Annotated in this window: 15 protein-coding genes; 12 read left to right on the top strand and 3 right to left on the bottom strand. The window is 72.3% G+C overall.

The annotated features are described in order from the left end of the window. The first annotated feature begins 3 nt into the window (after window positions 1-3). From R2E43_RS00710 to R2E43_RS00695, 4 genes are read left to right on the top strand one after another with little or no spacing between them, the layout of a single operon-like run. Window positions 4-732, top strand: a complete 729-nt coding sequence (locus R2E43_RS00710; RefSeq protein WP_003971452.1) for a class I SAM-dependent methyltransferase — start codon at window positions 4-6, stop codon at window positions 730-732. Further along, window positions 729-2,576 (top strand): ABC transporter ATP-binding protein, encoded by a 1,848-nt coding sequence (locus tag R2E43_RS00705; protein WP_332055788.1) that lies wholly within the window; start codon window positions 729-731, stop codon window positions 2,574-2,576. The genes R2E43_RS00710 and R2E43_RS00705 overlap by 4 nt, the downstream gene beginning before the upstream one ends. Beyond that, window positions 2,573-4,336 (top strand): ABC transporter ATP-binding protein, encoded by a 1,764-nt coding sequence (locus tag R2E43_RS00700; protein ID WP_332055787.1) that lies wholly within the window; start codon window positions 2,573-2,575, stop codon window positions 4,334-4,336. Before R2E43_RS00705 ends, R2E43_RS00700 begins: the two co-directional genes overlap by 4 nt. A gap of 58 nt (window positions 4,337-4,394) precedes the next feature. Beyond that, complete coding sequence (locus R2E43_RS00695; RefSeq protein ID WP_030864550.1) at window positions 4,395-5,810, top strand: salicylate synthase; 1,416 nt, start codon at window positions 4,395-4,397, stop codon at window positions 5,808-5,810. Window positions 5,811-6,210: 400 nt separating this feature from the next. Here the strand turns inward: R2E43_RS00695 and R2E43_RS00690 are convergent, their stop codons facing one another. After that, the gene (locus R2E43_RS00690) at window positions 6,211-7,182 is read right to left on the bottom strand and encodes an SDR family NAD(P)-dependent oxidoreductase (protein ID WP_003971447.1); all 972 of its coding nucleotides are present in this window, start codon (window positions 7,180-7,182) and stop codon (window positions 6,211-6,213) included. 62 nt (window positions 7,183-7,244) lie between these two features. On the opposite strand from R2E43_RS00690, the gene R2E43_RS00685 reads away from it, so the two are divergent. Next, complete coding sequence (locus tag R2E43_RS00685) at window positions 7,245-7,817, top strand: TetR/AcrR family transcriptional regulator (protein ID WP_332055786.1); 573 nt, start codon at window positions 7,245-7,247, stop codon at window positions 7,815-7,817. Window positions 7,818-7,869: 52 nt separating this feature from the next. On the opposite strand, the gene R2E43_RS00680 is transcribed toward R2E43_RS00685, so the two are convergent. After that, window positions 7,870-8,238, bottom strand: coding sequence for a VOC family protein (locus tag R2E43_RS00680; protein ID WP_003971445.1), 369 nt, complete (start codon window positions 8,236-8,238; stop codon window positions 7,870-7,872). Window positions 8,239-8,314: 76 nt separating this feature from the next. Here R2E43_RS00680 and R2E43_RS00675 point away from each other — a divergent pair, with 76 nt between their 5' ends. Both R2E43_RS00675 and R2E43_RS00670 read left to right on the top strand, forming a co-directional pair. Continuing rightward, window positions 8,315-8,770 (top strand): MarR family winged helix-turn-helix transcriptional regulator, encoded by a 456-nt coding sequence (locus R2E43_RS00675; RefSeq protein WP_003971444.1) that lies wholly within the window; start codon window positions 8,315-8,317, stop codon window positions 8,768-8,770. A gap of 199 nt (window positions 8,771-8,969) precedes the next feature. Then, the gene (locus R2E43_RS00670; protein ID WP_136207849.1) at window positions 8,970-10,277 is read left to right on the top strand and encodes a phytase; all 1,308 of its coding nucleotides are present in this window, start codon (window positions 8,970-8,972) and stop codon (window positions 10,275-10,277) included. A gap of 93 nt (window positions 10,278-10,370) precedes the next feature. Here R2E43_RS00670 and R2E43_RS00665 read toward each other — a convergent pair whose 3' ends face one another. After that, the gene (locus R2E43_RS00665; protein WP_016328190.1) at window positions 10,371-11,468 is read right to left on the bottom strand and encodes a MerR family transcriptional regulator; all 1,098 of its coding nucleotides are present in this window, start codon (window positions 11,466-11,468) and stop codon (window positions 10,371-10,373) included. 292 nt (window positions 11,469-11,760) lie between these two features. Between R2E43_RS00665 and R2E43_RS00660 the strand changes: the two genes are divergently transcribed. From R2E43_RS00660 to R2E43_RS00640, 5 genes are all read left to right on the top strand, one after another. After that, the gene (locus tag R2E43_RS00660) at window positions 11,761-13,176 is read left to right on the top strand and encodes a family 2B encapsulin nanocompartment shell protein (RefSeq protein ID WP_003971441.1); all 1,416 of its coding nucleotides are present in this window, start codon (window positions 11,761-11,763) and stop codon (window positions 13,174-13,176) included. Between the two features lie 82 nt (window positions 13,177-13,258). Further along, window positions 13,259-14,581 carry a family 2 encapsulin nanocompartment cargo protein terpene cyclase gene (locus tag R2E43_RS00655; RefSeq protein WP_011031839.1) on the top strand — a complete coding sequence of 441 codons (1,323 nt, stop codon included), beginning with the start codon at window positions 13,259-13,261 and terminating at the stop codon, window positions 14,579-14,581. 15 nt (window positions 14,582-14,596) lie between these two features. Continuing rightward, a complete protein-coding gene (locus R2E43_RS00650; RefSeq protein WP_093457745.1) occupies window positions 14,597-15,481 on the top strand; it encodes a geranyl diphosphate 2-C-methyltransferase in 885 nt (294 codons plus the stop codon). Between the two features lie 115 nt (window positions 15,482-15,596). Beyond that, entirely contained in the window at window positions 15,597-16,307 is a 711-nt protein-coding gene (locus R2E43_RS00645) for a FadR/GntR family transcriptional regulator (protein WP_003971437.1), read from the top strand. Next, a complete protein-coding gene (locus R2E43_RS00640) occupies window positions 16,304-17,554 on the top strand; it encodes a CynX/NimT family MFS transporter (protein ID WP_003971436.1) in 1,251 nt (416 codons plus the stop codon). The genes R2E43_RS00645 and R2E43_RS00640 overlap by 4 nt, the downstream gene beginning before the upstream one ends. The last annotated feature ends 29 nt before the right edge of the window (window positions 17,555-17,583 follow it).

The following is a 17,583-nucleotide window of genomic DNA, read 5'->3' as shown; positions in this document are numbered from 1 at the left end:
GTCGTGATCGACTACTACTCGACCTCGGCCGAGTTCTACGAGCTGGTCGCCACCCGGCACACCGCCAGCAGCGGCCCCCCGCTGACCCGCGTCCTGACGGGCCTGGACGTCACGCACGGCCCGGTCCTGGAGATCGGCGCGGGCACCGGACGCGTGACCGAGGTCGTCGCCGCCGCACTCCCCGAGGCGGAGATCCTCGCCGCCGAACCGTCGGCCACCATGCGGGCCATGCTCACCTCCCGGGTCGCCCGCGACCCGGACCTGCGGCGCAGGGTGACGGTGGTCGACGGCGCCGCGCAGGACCTCGTCCTGCCCGAACGGCTGTCCGCCGTCGTCATCTTCGGCGTGGCCGGCCATCTCACCGTCCCCGAACGCGTCGCGCTGTGGAAGCGTCTGGCGGACCGCCTGCCGGACGGCGCGCCCATCGTCGTGGAACTGATGGGGGTCTCCTCGCCCCGCCACATCCCCCCGGTGATGTCCCTGAGGGAGACCATCGGCCGCCAGACCTACGAGTGGTGGATCGGCGGCGAACCCACCGAGGGCGACGCCATGCGGTTCACCACGACCTGGAAGGTCCTGCGCGACGGCCGCACCGTGCGCGAGGTCGCCGACAGCTACGACTGGCACACCTTCGACGTCGCCCGCCTGGCCCGCGAGGCCGGCATGACCAGCCGCCGCATCACCGAGGCGGGCGGCCGGCCCATCCCCGAAATCGGAGTACTCGTCAAGTGAAGTCACAACCGCCCGAGACCGGCCCGGACCCGGTGGCCCGGACCCCGGCAGCCCGGACCCCGGCAGCCCCCGGCGCGGGCACCGGGTCACCCCCGCGCCCTCCGCGTCCCCTGCGCGAGCTGACCGGTCCCGTCCGGAACCGACTGGCCGTCTCCGTCGGCCTCCAGACCGTCGCGGCCCTGGCCGGAGTGGTGCCTTTCATCGCCGTCTCCGAGATCGCCGGCCGACTCACGACGGGGACCCCCGCCGACGGTGACACCCTGTGGCCGCTGGTCGCGCTGGCCTGCGCGGCGGGGCTCCTCGCCCTGGCGTGCGGCACCGCGGCCGGCGCCCTCGCCCACATCGCCGACAACGACCTCCAGCTCGCCCTCCGCCGCCGGCTCGCCCGGCACGTCGGACGGCTGCCACTGGGCCGGCTCACCGACCGGGGCACCGGCGAGGTCAAGCAGGCGGTGCAGGACGACGTGAGCGCACTGCACACGCTGTTCGCCCACACCCTGCTCGACGTCGTCGCCGTACTCACCGCACCGGTGCTGGCCCTGGCCTACCTGTTCACCGTCGACTGGCGCCTGGCCCTCGTCAGCGTCGTCCCCCTGCTGCTCGGCGTGCTCCTGTTCAGCCGGGCGATGGCGGGCGCCGCTGCCCAGATGGCCGAGTTCGGCGCCGCGCTGGGGCGGATCTCCACCGCCGCCGTGGAGTTCGCCTCCGGCATCGCCGTCTTCAAGAGCTTCGGCCGCGGCCGCAAGGCCCACGAGCGTTTCGTCGACGCCACCGAGGGCTTCGCCGACTTCTTCTCCCGCTGGGTCCGCACCACCCTGGTCAGTTCCACCGCCGCCGTGCTGGTGGTCGCCCCGGCCGTGGTCCTGCTGCTCCTGACCGTGGTGGGCGCCGTGCTCGTCACCCAGGACTGGCTGACCGGCGCCGAACTCGTCCCCTTCCTGCTGCTGGGCCCCGCCGTCGCCGCCCCCATGGGCGTCGTGGGCCCCCGCATCCAGCAGATCCGGGCCGGCCAGGCCGCCGCCGTACGCATCACGCAGCTGCTGCACGCCCCGACCCTCCCTGAGCCCGCCACCCCCGTCCTGCCCGACGGCCACCACGTCCGCCTGCGCGGGGTCACCTTCTCCTACGACGGGCGCACCGACGTCCTGCGCGACGTCGACCTCGATCTCGCGCCCGGCACGGTCACCGCCCTGGTCGGCCCCTCCGGCTCCGGCAAGTCCACCCTGGCCTCGCTCCTGCCCCGCTTCCACGACGTCACCGCCGGCACGGTGACCCTCGGCGGCGCCGACCTCCGCGACATCCCCGCGACCGAGCTGTACCGGCGGGTCGGCTTCGTCCTCCAGGACGTACGGCTGCTGCGGGCGAGCGTCGCCGACAACATCCGCCTGGGCCGCCCCGAGGCCACCGACGAGGAAGTCGAGCGGTGCGCCCGCGCCGCCCGCATCCACGACCGCGTCACGGCACTGCCCGACGGCTACGCGACCGAACTCGGCACGGCCGTCACTCTCTCCGGCGGTGAGGCACAACGCCTCTCCATCGCGAGAGCCCTGCTCGCCGACGCCCCGGTCCTCGTGCTCGACGAGGCGACCGCGTACGCCGACCCGCACTCCGAGGCCCTGATCCAGGACGCGCTGTCCGCGCTCGCGGCCGGCCGCACCCTGCTCGTCATCGCCCACCGGCTGTCGACCGTCCGCTCCGCCGACCGGATCGTGGTCCTGGAGGACGGACGCGTCACCGAACAGGGCCGCCACGACGACCTCGTCGCCGCGGGGGGCCGTTACGCCGCCCTCTGGGACGCCCAGAGCAGCAGCGCGGACGACATCCGAGAAGGAAGTGCACGATGATCCGTCAGCTCTACCGGGTCCTCGGGCCGGAAGGCTCCCGCCCGCTGAACCGGCTGCTCGTCCTCCAGTGCGCCGCCGCCGTCCTCCAGGGGGTGGCCTTCGCCCTCCTGGTGCCCGTCCTGCGTGCCCTGCTCGGCCCCGCTCCCGACGACGTGTGGCCCTGGCTGACGGCGTTCGCCGGCTGCGCGCTCGCGCACGCGGTGCTCCAGGGCGCGGCCGTCAGCGGCGGGTTCACGGTCGGCTCCCAGCTCTCCCGGGTGCTGCACCAGCGCATGGCGGACCAGGCACTGCGCCTGCCGCTGGGCTGGTTCGACACCGGCCGCACGGCCGAGTTCAGCCGGCTCGCCGGACAGAACGTCATCCAGGTGATGAGCACACCGGCCCACCTGCTGCGCCCGTTCATCAGCTCCCTGCTCACCCCGGCGACGCTGGTGGCCGCCACGTTCTTCTTCGACGTCCGCACCGCCCTGGTGCTGCTGGTCTGCGCGCCCGTGCTGTTCGCCGTCCAGGCGGCGAGCAGCGCCGTGATGCGCCGGCTCGACCTGGGCCGCGACGCCGCGATCGGCGAGTCCGCCGACCGGGTCCTGGAGTACGCGCGCAACCAGCCGGTACTGAGGGCGTTCGGCCGGACCGCCGAGGGATACGGCGCCCTCGACGACGCCCTGGTGGCCGAGGCGCGCGCGGACCGGCGGCTCATCGCGCGGGGGCTGCCCGGACTGGTCTCGTTCTCCTTCGCCACCCGGCTCGTGTTCGCCCTGCTGCTCGCCCTCGGGGTGTCCTGGCAGCTCGACGGCTCCCTCACCGGGCCCACCCTGCTGGCGCTCCTGGTGCTGCTGGTCCGCCTGATCGACGGCGTGTCGTCGGCCGCCGAGGCCGGCGCCGGGATGCGCATCGCCCGCAACACCCTGGAACGCCTCGGCGCGGTCCTCGACGAACCGCCGTTCCCCCAGCCCGCCGAGCCGCGGACGCCGCGCGACGCGAGCGTGGAGTTCGACAAGGTCGGCTTCCGCTACGACGGCGGCGCCGACCCGGTGGCCGGGGCAGCCGCACGACCGGTCCTGAACGACGTGACCTTCCGCCTGCCCGAGCGCAGCATGACGGCGCTGGTCGGGCCCTCCGGCGCGGGCAAGACCACGATCGCCCACCTGCTCGCCCGCTTCCGGGACACCACCGAGGGCACCGTCCGCATCGGCGGCGTCGACGTCCGCGAGATCGACGCCGACGACCTCGCGGACCACGTGTCCCTCGTCTTCCAGGACGTCTACCTCTTCGACGGCACGATCGAGGAGAACGTCCGCATCGCGGCCCCGCACGCGGACTCCGGCCAACTGGCCGAGGCCGCGGCACTCTCCGGCCTCGACCGCGTGGTCGAGGAGCTGCCCGAGGGGTGGGCCACGAAGGTGGGCGAGGGCGGCGCGCGACTGTCCGGCGGACAGCGACAGCGCGTGTCCATCGCCCGCGCGCTCCTCAAGGACGCCCCGATCCTCGTCCTCGACGAGGCCACCGCCGCCCTCGACCAGGAGAACGAGGCGCTGTTCGCCCAGGCCGTGCGGGCCCTGGCGGCCCGCAGGACCCTCCTGGTCATCGCGCACCGGCTGAGCACCGTCGTGGGCGCCGACCAGATCCTGGTCCTGGAGGACGGCGAGATCACCGAACGGGGCACGCACGACGACCTGGTGGCGGCGGCAGGCACGTACGCCTCCTTCTGGGAACGGCGCGCGCAGGCCCACGGCTGGCGACTGGAGTCGGCCCCGTCATGACCCCTGACCCGACAGCCACGACCACCCCGGCCCAGCGGCAGAGAGAAGGCACCACACGATGAGCACCGGATCCCGGAACATCTGGGAGGCATGGGCGAGGTCCGTCCCACCACTCGTGTGCGCGAGCACCCGCGAGCCCTGCCACGACCCGGCCGCCACCGCCACCCGCCTCGCACGGGCGGGCCTGGCGGGCCAGTACGTGGTGTACGAGTCGGAAGGCGGGGTCTGGCACTTCGCTGCGGGCTCCGACGTCAGCGTCACCGCGGATGCCACCGGCATCACCGCGCGGGCCGCCGGGCGTACCTGGACCTCGCGCACGCAGCGGCGGCCGTTGACGGCGTTCGCCGACGCCCTGGCCGCGTTGCCGCCCGTGTCCGGCTTGCCCGACGAGAGCGGCGAGGAGCGCCGCTTCTACGGCTGGGCGGCCTTCGAACTCGCCCACCTCCTGCACGCGGACCCCGCGACGGCCGGAGACCGGCCGCTGCTGCACGCCCTGATCCCGTCCGTTGAAGTGACCCTCACCGGCGACTCGACGGTGATCCGCGCGGTGGACGAGGCCTGGGCGCGCAAGGTCGCCGACCTGCTCGCGGAGCCCGCGGCCGAGCAGACCCCCCACGACGAACCGGCGCGGGACCGGACCGAGGACGTCATCGCCGTCGGTACCGCCGCCTACGGCCGAGCGGTCTCCCGCACGGTCCGGGACATCCGCGCCGGGTTGCTGGAGAAGGCCGTCGTCTCCCGGCAGGTCCCCCTGCCCGCCGAGCCGCGCCCCGACTTCCCCGCGACCTACCTCGCGGGCCGCCGGGCCAACACACCGGCACGTTCCTACGTGCTGGACCTCGGCGGTTACCGGGCTGCCGGATTCAGCCCCGAGACCGTTCTCGAGGTCGAAGACGACGGGCGGGTCAGCACCCAGCCGCTCGCGGGCACGCGCGCCCTGGGCGCCGACCCGGCGGAGAACGAGCGCCGGCGCGCGGAACTGCTCAGCGACCCCAAGGAGATACACGAACACGCCGTGTCCGTACGTCTCGCCTGGGAGGAGATGGCGGCCGTGTGCCGTCCCGGCTCCGTGGTGGTCGAGGAGTACATGGCGGTCCGCCCACGAGGATCGGTGCAGCACCTGGCCTCACGGGTGACGGGCCGGCTCCGGCCGGACGCCGGACCCTGGGACGCCTTCGCCTCCCTGTTCCCCGCGATCACCGCCACCGGAGTCTCCAAACGCGCCGCGCTCCAGGCCCTGGCCCGCCACGAGGAAGGGCCACGCGGCCTGTACGGCGGGGCGGTCTTCCGGGGCAGCACCAGCGGCGCCCTCGACGCCGCCCTCGTCCTGCGCACCCTGATCGGCGCGGGCGACGAGGCGTGGCTGCGAGCCGGCGCCGGGGTCACCGCCCAGTCCAGCCCCGAGCGGGAGACCGAGGAGACCTGCGAGAAACTCCGCAGCGTCGCCCCGTACCTGAGGTTCTCCCTGACCTGACCGGACTTCCGCGGTCATGCTCGCCCTCGTCCACCGGCAGTCGTCATCGTGCGGGGCCGGTGGTGGCTGCCGGGGCGTTGCGCGGGGAGCGAGCGCCTGTGCGCCCCACAGGCCCTCTCCCCGACGTGGCGCGGTGCGGCGCACGGTCGGATGCATGGGGCATACAGGTGAGGCGTGCGCGGGACGCGGAGACGGCACGGACTGCCCGAACGGGGAGGACGCCGTCGTGGACGGGCCGCGGTGCGAGGAGTGCCGGTACCACTGGGAGCTGGACCAGACCGAACCCGGCCGGCGTGCGGCCCCGGACGACGGGATGACCCGGCCACTGGGGGAGCCGGGGGAGGCCGGGAAGGAAGGCGCGTGGATTCGGGCTCATGATCGGCACTTCCGTGCCGAGAGGTCAGGAGCGCAGCAGATCGGTTGAGACGGTCCACAGGCGCTTGGCGGCGGCGGGATCAAGCGCCCACTCCTTGACACCGTGCGGGTGCTGCGCGAGGTCGGCATCGTTCGGCACCGTGTAGGCCTCCTGCCCGTCGTCGAGGTAGTGACCGCCGGAGTGGGCGAACTCGGGGGCGACGGCCGCGACGACACTGGTGGCGGCTCCCTGCTCGACCGTCTTGTACGTGAAGACTCCGGCAGCCTCGGCCGCGTCGAGCGACGCCTTCTGTTCCGGCGTGAAGTTCCGCTGCAGACCCGTCGCGACACCGCCGGGATTGACCGCGTTGGCGACGATGCCGGCGGACCCCCACCGGCGGGTCGCCTCGACGGCGAAGAGGGAGTTCGCCGTCTTCGACTGTGCGTAGGCGGTCTGCGGGTCGTGGCTGCGGCGCTCGAAGTGGAGGTCGTCGAAGTCGATGCCGGACCGCATGTGCGCCGTCGAACTGACCGAGACGATCCGTGCTCCGCCGCGCTCGGCCGCACCGCGGGCCAGGGCCTGGTGCAGCCCGGTGGCCAGGGCGAAGTGGCCGAGATGGTTCGTCGCGAAATGCAGCTCCCAGCCCTCGGGCGTCCGTTCGAGCCCGCCGGTCACCACGCCGGCGTTGTTGACGAGCAGGTGGAGCGGGCCGTCCCACGCGTCGACGAACCGGGTGACGCCGGCTCGGTCGGCGAGGTCGAGTCGGACGACGCGGGGCGGGGCCGCTCCGGTCGACCTGGCGATCGTCTCGGCGGCGGAGGCACCCGCAGCCGTGTTCCGCACGGCGAGCGTCACCTCCGCCCCGGCCGCGGTCAGCGCACGAGCCGTCTCGATGCCGAGTCCGGAGGACGCTCCCGTCACGATTGCGCGGACACCGGTGAGGTCGACGTCCTCCAGTACCTCGTCCGCGGTGCTGGAGGCGGTGAACGGCGTGGAGACGAGCGGGCGGGTATCCATGGCTCAACTATACGAACTGGACATGATTTGTATAGTGCGGTCCATGCTCGTATGCTCGCCGCATGAGCAGGAGCGACGCCGGCCGCCCGGCCCCGACCGGCGCGGATGCCGACCGACGGACCATGGTTCTGGAGTCCGCCATGGCGACGTTCGCGCGTTTCGGATACCGGAAGACGTCGATGGAGGAGGTGGCGCGGGCGGCGCACATCTCCCGGCCGGGCCTCTACTTCCTGTTCTCCACGAAGGAGAGCCTGTTCCGTGCCGCGGTCACCCAGGCCCTGCACCGCGACATCACCGCGGTCGAACAGGCCCTGGCCGACGGTGACCGCCCCCTTCCGGAGCGCCTCGTCGAAGCCTTCGACCACTGGGCGGGCCGCTACGTCGGCCCGCTGACGCGTGACGTCGCGACGGTGATCGAGGCCAATCCCGGCATCCTCGGAGAGGTCGTCGAGGTCCTGCCGCGACGTTTCGAGGAACTGGTCACGGACGCCATCACCGTCGCGACAGGGCGGGAGGAGGCCGTCCGGATCGCGCAGACGATGATCAGCGCATCGACGGGACTCAAGCACCAGGTCGGGTCGAGGGAGTCGTACCTCGAACGCCTGACGGTGGCCGTCGGCCTCCTGCTGCGCTGAAACGCTCCGGCGACGCCCGCGTTCCGCGTCGGTCGGCGCGGCGTTCCGCCGGTCAGGCGCGGTCGTGGAGGGTGACGTGGTAGCCGTCGGGGTCGGCGAAGGTGAACGTCCGGCCGAACGGGCCGTCGACCGGTGCGGACACGATGGTGTGACCGTCGGCGACGAGGGCGTCGTGGATGGCCTGGACGCCGGTGCCGTGGAGCCAGATCGCGGCACCGATGCCGGGCTGCGCGACGGAGGCGAGGTCGGTGCCGGGAACGACGTCGCGGAGTGCGAACGCGATCGGCTTCGTCTCGAAGACGACGGCGTGCGGCGGCCCGGCCTGCGAGCGGACGAGGCCGAGGTACTGCTCGTAGAACGCCTGCGCGGCGTCGAGGTCGCGTACCTGGAGGGAGACGAAGTCGGGACCGGTGACGGGCATGGTGGTGCTCCTTGTCTTGGCGTCGGACCTTCGTGTCAGATTCCTGACACAGGTCAAGCTATGTCAGAATGCTGACATGAGTCAAAAGGGCGCCGGCATCGACCTGGACAAATCACTGGGCTACCTGCTCAAAGAGGCTTCGAGCGCCCTGCGCGCAGCCATGGAGGAAGTACTGCGGCCACTCGGGATGAGCGTGACGCACTACTCCTGCCTCGAACTGCTGGCGCAACGGCCGGGCCTGTCGAACTCCGAGCTCGCGCGGGGGGCGTTCGTGACCCGCCAGTCGATGAACGTGCTGCTCCAGGCCCTGGAACGGGACGGCTACGTGACCAGGCCCGCGGAGGCGCCCGTCGGGAAGGCGCTTCCCGCGCGGCTCACTCCTCGCGGCCGGCGGAGCCTGGAGAAGGCGACCGTGGCGGTCCGTTCCGTCGAGCTCAGAATGCTGGCCGGTATGACCGAGAGCGAGCAGTCGGGCGCGTTCCGGATCCTGCAGAGCATGATCCGTTCCCTGCGCGACGACGAGGGCGTATAGCCCCCGTCAACTCCCCGAGGGGCAGGGCCGATCCGTTCACCCCTCGGCCACGCATCCGTCGCCGGCGGGCTGCCCGGGCGACGCGCGTCCTCCGCCTCCGTTGCCGATCATGTGACGCCGCCCCAGTGGTGGGTGCGGCCGCGCTCCGTACGTCGCGGGCGCGTGGCCGTCACCCGTTCCCCGACGAAGGAGACAGCTCGTGCACGCGTTCACAAGACGCCTTTCCGGTGTCGTCGCGGCGACGGCGACCCTGGTGTTCACCGCCGCCGCGGCCGTGCCCCCGGCGGACGCCTCGGCACTCGCCGCGCCCCCCGAGGTCCTTCCCCGCGCCGAGACCGCCGCGCTGTTCGACGACGACGCCGGCGGCAACGCGAACGCCGACGACCCGGCGATCTGGCGCAACTCCGCCGACCCGGACGCCAGCCTCGTCGTCGCCACGGCGAAGGAGGGCGGCCTGCGGGTCTACGATCTCGACGCCCGGCAGGTCCAGTCGGTCCCCGCGCCCGAGGCGCCCGGAGCGGACGACGCCCCCGGCCGCTTCAACAACGTCGACCTGGTGCACGGCATGTCCCTGGGCACCGGAGCCACGGACCTGGCGGTCGTCAGCGACCGCGGCAGCGACAAGCTGCGCGTCTACCGCGTCGACGGGGACCGGCCGCACGCCCCGCTCACCGATGTCACCGACCCCTCCGCGCCGTGGATCTTCTCCGGCTCCCAGGATGAGGTCAACGAGGAGAGCACCGCCTACGGCCTGGCCACGTACACCGACTCCGTGACCGGCAGGTCCTACGCGCTCGTCAGCCAGAACGCGACCACCCACATCGCGCTGCTGGAGCTGACCGCGACGCGTGAGGGCACGGTGAACTACCGGAAGGTCCGCACGCTGGACCTGCCGGCCACGTTCACCATGCCCGACGGCACGAAGTGGTCCCCCTGCGGGGAACCCGGCGAAGGCCCGCAGGTCGAGGGCATGGCCGTCGACCCGGAGACGGGCACACTCTTCGCCGGGCAGGAGGATGTGGGCATCTGGCGCCTGCGGGCCGACCTCAGGGGCCGTCCGGTCCTCCAGGACAAGGTCCGTGAGTACGGCGTGCCGGCCACCTACGACGAGGCCTCCGACGAGTGCGTGGCCGGCGCCGACCCCGGCTTCGGGGGTGCGCGGGTGTCGGCGGACGTCGAGGGCCTGACCCTGCTCGAGCAGGAGGACGGGGACGGCTACCTGCTCACCTCCAGCCAGGGCGACGACACCTTCGTCGCCTACGACCGCGAACGGTCCGACGACTACGAGTACGAGGGCCGCTTCCGGGTCGGTGCCGCGTCCGAGGCGCTGGACGGATCCGAGGAGTGCGACGGCGCGGACGTCCTCGCCGAGCCTCTCGGCAGCAGGTACCCGAACGGCCTGCTCGTCGTCCAGGACGGTCACATGGCGCCGGAGGACGGCGACCGGGAGGCAACGGGCTTCAAGTTCGTCGACCTCGCCGACGTCCTGGAGGCGCTCGACGACTGAGAGCCACCGGCGGCCCGGGCCCGGGCCGCCGCCCGAACGGCGAAAGGCGCCGAGTGCCGGCCACGGCCGGCCCGGGCTGTCCGGCGCCCCGGGTCAGGCGATGAGCAGGCGCAGGCCGAGATCCGCCGCCTCGAGGCCGGCGAGGTCGCTGTTCCGCTCGGCCCACCGGCCGGAGCCGAGGTCGTCGCCGAGACTGCGCACCGCCCGCCGCTCGACCTCGGGCCCGACCTTCGTCCACACCGACGCGGCCCGGCGCACATGCTCCGCCAGATACGCCTCGGGCCGGCGCCAGTACGCCTCGAACAGACCGTCGGCGCAGTCCCACGGAACGGGCACCGGCTCGGCGCGGGCCCCGATCGCCTCGGCCATCCCGGCAAGCGAGGGAAACTCCGCGAGGACGGTGGCGAACTCGGGTAGGTAGTCGCGGGTGAGCCAGAACCGGTCCTGCCAACCGGGCTCGTCGGTGTCGAAGGTGAGCACCACCACGCGGCGGGCCACGCGCCGCATCTCGCGCAGCCCCGCCATCGGGTCCCCCCAGTGGTGAACGGTGGAGACGGCCATCGCGACGTCGAAGGAGCCGTCCGCGAACGGCAGCCTCTCCGCGGCGGCGGCCACGCACGGCGCCGCCCCGGCAGGCCGCTGCTTCCGCATGACCGCCGACGGCTCCACCGCGGTCACCTCGCGATCGGCGGGCTCGTAGGAGCCGGTGCCGGCCCCGACGTTCAACACCGTCCGCGCGTCCCCGAGCGCGTCCCAGATCCGCGCGGCGATCCGCGGCTCGGTACGCCGTGTCGTGGTGTATGCGCCGCCGATCTCGTCGTACAACCGTGCGCCGAGCGCCTCCAGTTGCTCCTCCGGTGTCACCTTCAGTCCCTTCGCCCGTACGTCGAGTTCCCTGTCGATGGCCGCCACCATGGCGTCGGTGCGAGCACGCCGTTCCAGCAGCAGGCCGCGCAGTCGGCGCAGGTGCGCGACGGCGTCGGCGGACGGGTCGCCGACGAGTTCCGCGATCTCCCGCAGCCCGAAGCCCAGCCGTCGATAGCCGAGCACCTCCCGGAGCCGCTCCACGTCGTCCGCCGAATAGGCCCGGTACCCGGCAGCGGTGCGCCCCGACGGCCGAACGAGCCCGATCTCGTCATAGTGATGCAGCGTGCGGACGCTCACGTGGGCCAGCTCGGCCACGCGCCCCACGGTCCAGTGATCCTCCACGGCCCCGACTATGCCGCCTGACGCCACGTGAGGGTCCAGACCTCTCTCGCAGAGCAATCTCGACCGACGGGCCGATAAACCGCATTCGACCGATTGTCACTGCTTCGGGGTAAGCCTCCCGGCACCTTGGTGGATGCGGCCGTTCCACCAGCTAGCTTTCTGAAGGCGGACGGATTCACGTGATCCCTCCGGCTCGTTGTCCACCCCCTCCCGACCTCCCGTCGGCGCAGCCGTGTGCGCCGGTCTCCCCGTCGTGCAAGGAGAAGGCCTCCCGATGTCCGTCGACAGCATCCCGGAAGCTCAGACCCCACCCGAGACGCCGCAGCAGTCCCTGGGTACCGCGGCTGCCCGCAACCTCGCCAGCACCACCAAGTCCGTCCCGCAGATGCAGGAGATCACCTCCCGCTGGCTGCTGCGCATGCTGCCCTGGGTCGAGGCCGCAGGCGGCGCCTACCGGGTCAACCGACGGTTGCGCCACACGCTCGGCGACGGCCGCATCGAGTTCGTCCAGGAGGGCGCCCGGGTCCGGGTGATCCCCGGAGAACTCACCGAGCTGGCCCTGCTGCGCGGCTTCACGGACACGGACGTCCTCACCGCCCTCGCCGACCGTTGTACGCAACGTGACTTCGCGGCGGGTGAGGTCCTCGTCGCACGCGGCGGCCCCGCAGACCGCATCCACCTCATCGCCCACGGCCGCGTCAGCCAGACCACCGAGGGCAAGTACGGAGGTGAGATCACCACCGCGGTGCTCGCGGACGGCAGCCACTTCGGCGAGCAGGCGCTGTCGGACCCCGACGCCCGCCACGACTGCACCTTCACCGCCGAGACCTCCGGCACCCTCCTCACCCTCACGCGCGCCGACTTCACCGCGGTCCAGGCCTCCGCGCCGCAGCTGCGGGCCCACGTCGACGACTTCCACACGCGCGCGCGGCAGCGGCAGACCAAGCACGGCGAGGCCGAGATCGCCCTGTCGGCCGGTCACGTCGGCGAGGCCGAACTGCCCGGTACCTTCGTCGACTACGAACTGCGTCCGCGTGAGTACGAGCTTTCGGTCGCACAGACCGTCCTGAGGATCCACACCCGGGTCGGCGACCTCTACAACGGGCCGATGAACCAGAGCGAGGAGCAACTCAGGCTCACGGTCGAGGCACTGCGCGAGCGCCAGGAACACGAGCTCGTCAACAACCGCGAGTTCGGGCTGCTGCACAACGCCGACTTCAAGCAGCGCATCCAACCCCGCACCGGCGCGCCGACCCCGGACGACATGGACGAGCTGCTCTGCCGCCGACGTGGCACGAAACTGTTCCTCGCCCACCCCAGGACCATCGCCGCCATCGGACGCGGCTTCAACGCCTGCGGTCTCTACCCCGACCACGTCGACCTGGGCGGACAGTCCGTCCCCGCCTGGCGCGGCGTGCCCATCCTGCCGTGCAACAAGATCCCGATCAGCAAGGAGCAGACCAGCTCCATCATCGCGATGCGCACCGGCGAGAAGAACCAGGGCGTGATCGGCCTGCGGCAGACGGAACTGCCGGACGAGTACGAGCCGGGCCTCTCCGTGCGGTTCATGGGCATCAACGAACAGGCGGTCATCTCCTACCTCGTCAGCACCTACTACTCCGCCGCGGTGCTCCTGCCCGACGCCCTCGGAGTGATGGAGAACGTCCAGATCGCCCCGGTGTCGCGCTGAGGCCCCGCACCGCCCACAGGGCCGGCCCCGACCCGCCGCACGCGCAACACATCGCCCACTCCGCCGCAGCAAGGAGCCACCGATGCCCGACTCCGGGACCCTCGGAACACCACCCCCCGAGCAGGGGCCGACGCCGCCCACAACCCTGCCGGACGTGCCCGCCCCGGTGATCCCGAGCGCTTCGGTCACGTCGGCCGCGTCCGACTTCCTGGCCGCGCTGCATCCGCCGGTCACGGTTCCCGACCCGGCACCACCCCCGCCGCCCGCCCCCGCCGCAGGGAACCCGCCCGACACGGTCACGGGCGACTCCGTCCTCCAGCGGATCCTGCGTGGGCCGACCGGGCCGGGCACGACCTCGCTCGCCCCGGCCGTCAGATACGGGCGGCAACCGGGCCCGGAGGCTCCGGCATCCGCTCCGCCCGCCGCCGGACGAGCCGTCCCCGGCCTCTACCACCACCCCGTCCCGGAACCCGACCCCGTGCGCGTCGAGGAGGTGAGCCGCCGTATCAAGCGCTGGGCCGAGGACGAGGTCCAGCTGTATCCCGAGGAGTGGGAGGGGCAGTTCGACGGCTTCTCGGTGGGCCGCTACATGGTCGGCTGCCATCCCGACGCACCGACCGTCGACCACCTGATGCTCGCGACCCGGCTGATGGTCGCGGAGAACGCGGTGGACGACTGCTACTGCGAGGACCACGGCGGCTCACCCGTCGGTCTGGGCGGGCGCCTCCTGCTCGCGCACACCGCGATCGACCACTTCCACTCCACGGCCGAATACACGCCGACGTGGCAAGCGTCCCTCGCAGCGGACGCCCCGCGCCGGGCGTACGACAGCGCCATGGGCTACTTCGTGCGGGCGGCGACTCCGTCCCAGTCCGACCGCTACCGGCACGACATGGCCCGGCTGCACCTGGGCTACCTCGCCGAGGGCGCCTGGGCACAGACCGGACACGTCCCGGAGGTGTGGGAGTACCTGGCGATGCGCCAGTTCAACAACTTCCGCCCCTGCCCCACGATCACCGACACCGTCGGCGGCTACGAACTGCCCGCGGACCTGCACGCCCGCCCGGACATGCAACGGGTCATCGCCCTCGCCGGCAACGCGACGACCATCGTCAACGACCTCTACTCCTACACCAAGGAACTCAACAGCCCCGGTCGCCACCTGAACCTTCCGGTGGTGATCGCCGAGCGCGAGCAGCTCTGCGAACGCGACGCCTACCTCAAGGCCGTCGAGGTCCACAACGAGCTCCAGCACTCCTTCGAGGCCGCCGCGGCCGACCTCGCGGAGGCCTGCCCCCTGCCCCCCGTGCTGCGCTTCCTCAGGGGCGTCGCCGCCTGGGTCGACGGCAACCACGACTGGCACCGCACCAACACCTACCGCTACAGCCTGCCCGACTTCTGGTAGAGAACGGACGTATCTGTGACCACTGAGACCACCACCGCCACCGCCACCGCCACCGCGAAGATCCCGGCTCCGGCGACGCCGTACCAGGAGGACATCGCCCGCTACTGGAACAACGAGGCGCGGCCGGTCAACCTCCGCCTCGGTGACGTGGACGGGCTCTATCACCACCACTACGGCATCGGCCCCGTGGACCGTGCCGCGCTCGGCGACCCGGAGCACAGCGAGTACGAGAAGAAGGTCATCGCCGAGCTGCACCGGCTGGAGTCGGCGCAGGCGGAGTTCCTCATGGACCACCTCGGCCAGGCCGGTCCCGACGACACCCTCGTCGACGCCGGCTGCGGACGCGGCGGTTCCATGGTCATGGCCCACCGCCGGTTCGGCAGCCGGGTCGAGGGAGTGACCCTGTCCGCCGCCCAGGCCGACTTCGGCAACCGGCGCGCGCGGGAACTGCGCATCGACGACCACGTCCGCTCCCGCGTGTGCAACATGCTCGACACGCCCTTCGACAAGGGCGCCGTCACGGCCTCGTGGAACAACGAGTCGACCATGTACGTCGACCTCCACGACCTGTTCAGCGAGCACTCCCGCTTCCTGAAGGTCGGCGGCCGCTACGTGACGATCACCGGCTGCTGGAACCCCCGCTACGGCCAGCCGTCGAAGTGGGTCTCCCAGATCAACGCCCACTTCGAGTGCAACATCCACTCCCGGCGGGAGTACCTGCGCGCCATGGCCGACAACCGGCTCGTGCCGCACACCATCGTCGACCTGACCCCGGACACGCTGCCCTACTGGGAGCTGCGGGCCACGTCCTCGCTGGTCACCGGAATCGAGAAGGCGTTCATCGAGTCCTACCGTGACGGCTCCTTCCAGTACGTCCTGATCGCGGCCGACCGCGTGTGAGCGACGCGGACCCCGGGTGAACGACTGCTCCCAGCACGATGCGGCCCGTTCGCGGCCGCATCTCCTGGACAAAAGCATGATGTTCAAATGTCTGATGTTTGTGTACGCTGCCGCCATGAAACGCATCAGCGCACCGCGACGGACGGCCAGCCTGTCCGCGCAACTGGTCGACAGCCTCCGCTCGCACATCGAGTCGGGGGGCTGGCCCGTGGGGACGCGGATCCCCCCGGAGCACGCCCTCATCGAGGAGCTCGGGGTCGGACGCAGCACCCTGCGGGAGGCGATCGGTGCACTGGTGCACCTGGGTCTGCTGGAGCCGCGAGCCGGCGACGGCACCTACGTCTGTTCGTCGAGCGAGCTGCAGTCCGTCATGGTGCGGCGGGCGAGTTCCGCGCAGCGGGACAAGGTGCTGGAACTGCGCACCGTTCTGGAGGAGTACGCCTCGGGAGCCGCGGCCCTGCGCCGGAGCGAGAGTCAGTTGCAGCAGCTGCGGGAACTGCTGGCCGACGCCGACGCGGCCTGCGCCGGTGAGGATCCGGCCGCGGCCACGGGCGTCGACGCGCTGTTCCACCGGGCCGTGGTCCGGGCCAGCGGGAACGACCTGCTGGTCGAGGTGTACGACCACCTCGGTACAGCCCTCACCGCGTCCCTCGGGGGCCTGCCCTGGGACGCCGGCCACGCCGCGGAGCACGCCCGCCTGCACCGGCGGCTGGTCGACGCGATCGAGGCCCGGGACACGGGCGGCGCCCGGGACGCGGCGGCGGCGATCGTCCGGCTCACCCGCGACCACGAGACCGACGCGTCACGCACCGCGGGGGAGCGATGAGTCCGCAGCCGGCTTCGGCCTCCCGCCGGTACTCCGCCTCCGAAACACCGGCCGCCGACCGCGCCCGGTCCGCCCGGCCCGTCGTGTCGGTCGGGCTCGTCGTCGCGATCTGCCTCGTGGCGGCGAATCTGCGCACCACTCTCACCGGTGTCGGCGCACTGCTGCCCGAGATCGAGCGCGGCAGCGGTCTGTCATCGAGCTGGGGCGGGCTGCTGAGTACGCTCCCGCTGCTGACGTTCGCCGCGACGTCGCCGCTGGTCGCCCGGGCTTCCCACCGGTGGGGCAGCGCTCGCCTGCTGGTGGCGTCGCTCGGTGTGCTGGCCGTCGGAACGGTGGTCCGCTCCCTTCCCTCCGTCGTCTTCCTGTTCACCGGAACGGTGATCCTGTCCGCCGCCATAGCCTTCGGCAACGTGCTGCTGCCCGCCCTGATCAGAAGAAGCGTGCCCGCGCACCGCATCCAGGGTGTCAGCGCCCTCTACGTGACCGTCATGGGCCTCATGGCCGCGGTCTCCTCGGGGGTGTCCGCGCCGCTGGCCCACACCGTGCCGGGTTCCTGGCGCACGGCGCTCGCCTGGGGTGTCGCCTTCACGGTCGCCGCGTTCCTCGCCTGGCTGCCCCGGATGCGAGGTGACAAGCCCCAGGCGTCCACCGGCGGGACGCACAGCCCGGTGCCCTGGCGGTCGCGGCTCGCCTGGCAGGTCACCTTCTTCATGGGCCTGCAGTCCCTGGCCTTCTACACCGCCGTCGCGTGGCTGCCGAGCATCCTGATCGACCGCGGGACGAGCAGCACCACGGCCGGATGGATGCTGTTCTACTACCAGGTGGTGTCCTTGGCTTCCAGCAGCCTCCTGCCCCTGCTCACCCGCGGCCGGCACGATCAGCGATGGACCGCGGCCGGGGCCTCGGTCCTGGTGGCGGGCGGCTTCACCGTGCTGGTCGCCGCTCCCGCGCTGACCGTCCTGGCGTGCACCCTGCTCGGACTCGGCGGCGGCGCCTGCCTCGTCCTCGCGCTGACCTTCCAGAGCCAGCGCGCCGGCAGCTCCGGCGAAGCCGCCGCGCTGGCGGGCATGGCACAGTCCATCGGCTACCTCGTGGCGGCGGCCGGCCCCCTCCTGCTGGGCATCCTGCACGACACCACGCACAGCTGGACACTTCCGCTCAGCGTCCTGGCCGTCCTCGGGATCGCCACGGCAGTCGCCGGACACGGGGCGGGACAGGACCGGCACCTGCGTCAGGACGCCCGCTGACACGGTCCCGACCACGCGGCGAACGTGTT

The organism is Streptomyces violaceoruber, from assembly GCF_033406955.1.
Taxonomy (GTDB): Bacteria; Actinomycetota; Actinomycetes; order Streptomycetales; family Streptomycetaceae; genus Streptomyces; species Streptomyces violaceoruber.
This window is presented reverse-complemented; position numbering and strand designations above follow the sequence as displayed.

Coding starts and splice junctions, on each gene's coding strand:
- R2E43_RS00700 (WP_332055787.1), top strand. CDS start 2,573: ATGATCCGTCAGCTCTACCGGGTCCTCGGGCCGGAAGGCTCCCGCCCG.
- R2E43_RS00695 (WP_030864550.1), top strand. CDS start 4,395: ATGAGCACCGGATCCCGGAACATCTGGGAGGCATGGGCGAGGTCCGTC.
- R2E43_RS00690 (WP_003971447.1), bottom strand. CDS start 7,182: ATGGATACCCGCCCGCTCGTCTCCACGCCGTTCACCGCCTCCAGCACC.
- R2E43_RS00685 (WP_332055786.1), top strand. CDS start 7,245: ATGAGCAGGAGCGACGCCGGCCGCCCGGCCCCGACCGGCGCGGATGCC.
- R2E43_RS00680 (WP_003971445.1), bottom strand. CDS start 8,238: ATGCCCGTCACCGGTCCCGACTTCGTCTCCCTCCAGGTACGCGACCTC.
- R2E43_RS00675 (WP_003971444.1), top strand. CDS start 8,315: ATGAGTCAAAAGGGCGCCGGCATCGACCTGGACAAATCACTGGGCTAC.
- R2E43_RS00660 (WP_003971441.1), top strand. CDS start 11,761: ATGTCCGTCGACAGCATCCCGGAAGCTCAGACCCCACCCGAGACGCCG.
- R2E43_RS00655 (WP_011031839.1), top strand. CDS start 13,259: ATGCCCGACTCCGGGACCCTCGGAACACCACCCCCCGAGCAGGGGCCG.
- R2E43_RS00645 (WP_003971437.1), top strand. CDS start 15,597: ATGAAACGCATCAGCGCACCGCGACGGACGGCCAGCCTGTCCGCGCAA.
- R2E43_RS00640 (WP_003971436.1), top strand. CDS start 16,304: ATGAGTCCGCAGCCGGCTTCGGCCTCCCGCCGGTACTCCGCCTCCGAA.